Origin of the sequence: Alkalibaculum bacchi, from assembly GCF_937875145.1 — a bacterium.
In the GTDB taxonomy this organism is placed as follows: domain Bacteria; phylum Bacillota; class Clostridia; order Eubacteriales; family Alkalibacteraceae; genus Alkalibaculum; species Alkalibaculum bacchi_A.
This window is the reverse complement of sequence record NZ_CALNCS010000159.1, coordinates 1-4,073: the sequence shown is the minus strand read 5'-3', so window position 1 is coordinate 4,073 and position 4,073 is coordinate 1. Positions and strand designations below refer to the sequence as shown.

Annotated in this window: 4 protein-coding genes; all 4 read left to right on the top strand. The window is 32.4% G+C overall.

The window, feature by feature from the left end:
* Window positions 1-189 precede the first annotated feature (189 nt).
* The 4 genes from Q7P22_RS09530 to Q7P22_RS09515 all read left to right on the top strand — a co-directional run bounded on the left by Q7P22_RS09530 (window position 190) and on the right by Q7P22_RS09515 (window position 3,970).
* On the top strand, window positions 190-1,413 hold the full coding sequence (locus Q7P22_RS09530) for a transposase (RefSeq protein WP_303863603.1): 1,224 nt from the start codon (window positions 190-192) through the stop codon (window positions 1,411-1,413).
* Between the two features lie 264 nt (window positions 1,414-1,677).
* Window positions 1,678-2,058, top strand: coding sequence for a DUF6483 family protein (locus tag Q7P22_RS09525; protein ID WP_303863601.1), 381 nt, complete (start codon window positions 1,678-1,680; stop codon window positions 2,056-2,058).
* A 275-nt stretch (window positions 2,059-2,333) separates the two neighbouring features.
* Entirely contained in the window at window positions 2,334-2,999 is a 666-nt protein-coding gene (locus Q7P22_RS09520; protein ID WP_303863599.1) for a response regulator transcription factor, read from the top strand.
* Window positions 2,996-3,970, top strand: a complete 975-nt coding sequence (locus Q7P22_RS09515) for a HAMP domain-containing sensor histidine kinase (protein ID WP_303863597.1) — start codon at window positions 2,996-2,998, stop codon at window positions 3,968-3,970. Before Q7P22_RS09520 ends, Q7P22_RS09515 begins: the two co-directional genes overlap by 4 nt.
* Window positions 3,971-4,073 lie beyond the last annotated feature (103 nt).

Genomic DNA, 4,073 nt, shown 5'->3' with positions numbered 1-4,073 from the left:
CTTGAGTTTCCGTGTTTTTATCCACAGGCTAGTTATTTAACAAGAATACTTATTAACAATTTTCAAAAAAGCCCAAAATATAAGGAAACCCTTTCCTTTTTAATGTAAAATTAAGCGACCAAACAAAAATCTTACTAAACAAAAAGGAAGGGATCCCTTATGGTTCATTTTACCTCAAATACTTATACAATGAAACGAGAAATAATAACTTTTGCAAATAAAATCTCAAAAGCACTTTTTAAGCCAGCACAAAAATTTACTGCTGATATGATTTATGGAATGCTTGCCTCAAAAAGTTGCCTCCTCACTGAAATTGCTGATCAGCTTCACGAGACCTCAAAAAAAGTAAATGTTGTCGAAAGACTCTCTAAAAATCTGCATAAGGGAGTTGCGCACCAACTACAAAATTCTTATCTGGACACCATCAAACAATGGGTTCCTGATGAGCCTGTCATTCACATAGATGACAGCGATATTGTAAAACCAAACGGTTACAAATTCGAGGCTCTTGACATTGTACGTGATGGTTCCGAAAGTACCAAGACAAAAAATGTATCCAAAAAAGGATATCTTGTTACGGAAGCTTGTGTGCTTACTAAAAGCAATCATCCTGTAAGCATCTTTTCAAAAATTCATTCTTCTAGGGAAAAGAACTTCACTTCTACTAATGATGTTACCTTTGCTGCTATGGAACGTGGTTCTACTCTATTTAAAAAAGCTACTTACATTATGGATAGGGGCTATGACAGTAATAAAATATTCTTAAAAATGGAAGAACTAGATCAAGATTATGTCATTCGCCTCACGGCCAGGCGCAAGCTACTATACCATCAAAAATGGACACCTGCCACAGAACTTCGTAACCGTAGAAAGGGTAAGATTAAAATGCCACTGTACTACAAAGGTGGGCAGCACCATGCTTATCTTTCCCATGTAAAGGTACAGATAACTGCTTCCAAAAAAGATATCTATCTGGTTCTTGTCTATGGCATTACGGAGCACCCTATGATGCTTGCAACAAATAAGGAAATCAAATCCAAAGACGATGTAATAAATGTTGCAAAGCTATACTTTTCAAGATGGCGCATAGAAGAATATTTTCGTAGTAAAAAACAGATATTTCAACTTGAAAATTTTCGTGTAAGAAAACTTATAGCCATCAACGCATTAAACTTTTACATCACATTATGCATGGCCTTTCTGGCGCTACTTTCAATGAAGCCAGAGACAAGCGTGCTTAAAGTTGAAATCATAAAATCAGCAAATCCAATAAAAGAAAAAGTTTATTTCAACTATTACCGACTTGCAAAAGGAGTTGCCCGTATATTGTCATATGCAAGAGAGGGCGTCAGGTATTGGTTCAAGACTAAGCGACCCAAATACCGGCAAATCCGTTTTAAGTTGATTGCCTAAATAAAGTAAAATAAGAATAGTTTTTGATCTCAGATCCCTGGGATTAATTTGGGTACTCAAATTCTGAATTCAAAGCGGTTTTATCTAAAAGTGTGAACTGCATATGTCTCAAGCAAACAAAAGCATGTCTCACATTACATTTTGCGGAAACTCAAGTTATAATATTGTAGACAAGCTCTAATAAATTGGATAATATGGGAAATAAGAAATTAGTTAAAATTTTATTTTATCTTATTATTAAAATTGAGGAGGTTGTTATCTTTTATGCATTATCATCAAGATTGGATTATGAGGCAGATTGAAACTGCCGTTGCACTTATTATACATCTTATTACAGGCAAAAAATCGGATTCAGCGATGATTGAAGAATTTGAGCGAACCACTTCACAGTGGAATCCTCTTTATAACAAACTCCACGAGCTTGTTATACAAGGTCAAATATGCGATGCTGAGGATATGCTCTATGAAGCTATTGATCATAATGACAAGAATGCTCTTAAGGCTGCAATATTTTTTTATTCTGAGATCAACAAGCTATCGGATGCAGAATTGGAAGATAATAACTTTCCAAGAGATGAAGTATTAAGCGGACTTCAAGAAGTCTGTCGCATATATGGAATACAGGAGGATTTGTTTTTTGAATAATTAAATTGGCTGGTTGCCTAGACTCTGACTGATAAAACCACCCGTATAGAGATATGCTCCTTTATAGTAGATAAGGCGCAGTTAATCAGCAGGTGGTTTTTCTTATATTATTTCTGAGCGACGGGTTCAAAAACTTTGTAGGAAATCGAATTCCTAGAGTAATATGCTTTAGTTGTGTATGGGCGATACCGAAAAAGGCTGAAAACCTACAGATGTCAGATTAAAAAGAATAAGATGATTCGAGAGGAAAGTAACAATAAAGGAGTTGTTAAGAGGTGAAGATATTAATACTTGAAGATGACAATACGATTGCTTTTGCTATTCAAGCTTATATGAAGCGGTTTGAAATAATAACGGATATCTTTGATTCATTGAAAGCAATTTCTGATATAGACATTAATGACTATGATTTGGCAATTTTAGATGTAAATCTTCCTGATGGCTCAGGTTTTGACTATCTTAAATATATTCGAGAATATTATGACATACCAGTTGTCATGCTGACAGTTAGAGATAGTGAAAAAAATATTTTAACGGGATTTGATTATGGAGCCGATGAATATATTACGAAACCATTTTCACTGCCTATTTTAAAAGCAAGAATTGATAATATATTCAAGAGAAGATTTCAAGATGGGAAAAATCTCACTTTTAAAGAACTAGTTTTAGATAGTGAATTTAAAACAGCAAGAATTAATAATAAAAACATTGAATTAAATAGACAAGAATTTGATGTACTTGAAATCTTTCTCCTTAATAAAAGACTTAATATTACCAGAGAACATCTTATTGATTCTGTATGGGGATATAATTTATATGAGATTAACAATAACACATTGACAGTAACAATAAAGCGATTACGAAGAAAATTGGGAACTTATGGAGATAATATTAAGACTGTACGTGGAATTGGCTATAGTTGGCAAAGTGACAATATATGAAAAGTAATAAAATTTTTATAGGAATCGTTATTTTTAATTTTATTCTATCTATGTTTGTTGTTTTCATTAGTCCGAGATTTGATATAATCACTGCATTTGGGTTTTTAATTGTGAATGTAGTTCTATTTATATTAATTAAATTAAATGACATTAGACAAGATAAAATGATAAATAAAAAAATACATAGTGTATTTGAATTATTAAATACATTAGATTCAGATACAGACAATTATGAAGTTATTGATGATGAGTTTGGACGATTAAGGGACGAGATTGTAAAAATTGTTATTGAGAAAAGACAAGTAGCTGCAGAAGCTACAAAGAATAGAGATATTTTAAAAACATACGTGGAGGATATTGCTCATCAAATCAAAACGCCCTTAACTGGTATATTGCTTATGTTGGATTTAATAAACGAAGAGCCAACGAATGTAGATGAATACGCAAGGTATATAAGAAATGATGTGAATAGATTATATCAATTGACAGATATCCTTCTTAAAATGGCGTCTTTGGATTCTGGTTTAGTGCCAATGAGAAATGAAGTGTTTAGTGTAAAAGAATTGACCCTAGAAATTAAAACAAGTTTAGCATCATTTTTTGCAAATGATAATCTTCCAGTAGTTATAACAGGTAATGACTTTACTTTATTTCGTGACAAACAATGGACATACGAAGCAGTATTTAACATAATTAAAAATGGTCTAGAAGCTTCGGAAGAAAAAGGTATTGAAGTAGAGTTAAAAACATCAAACATCCATCAAAGTATACTTGTTAGAGATTTTAGTGAAGGGATATCTGATAAGATGCTACAGAAATACTATACACGATTTTATAAGTCAAATCCAAAGTCTAAAGGGTTTGGGATTGGGCTTCCAATGGCAAAATCAATTATGGAAAAACAAAATGGAGATTTATTGTATTTTAGGGAAAAGAGTTCGAATTATTTTGAGTTAAGATTTTATAAATAGAAATCCATCCTTTAATTGTATATAAGAACAAATAATACGGTTTATAAGGTATCCATCAAATACAGCACACCTACAAATAAAGTCCCATCTATGAGATAATACA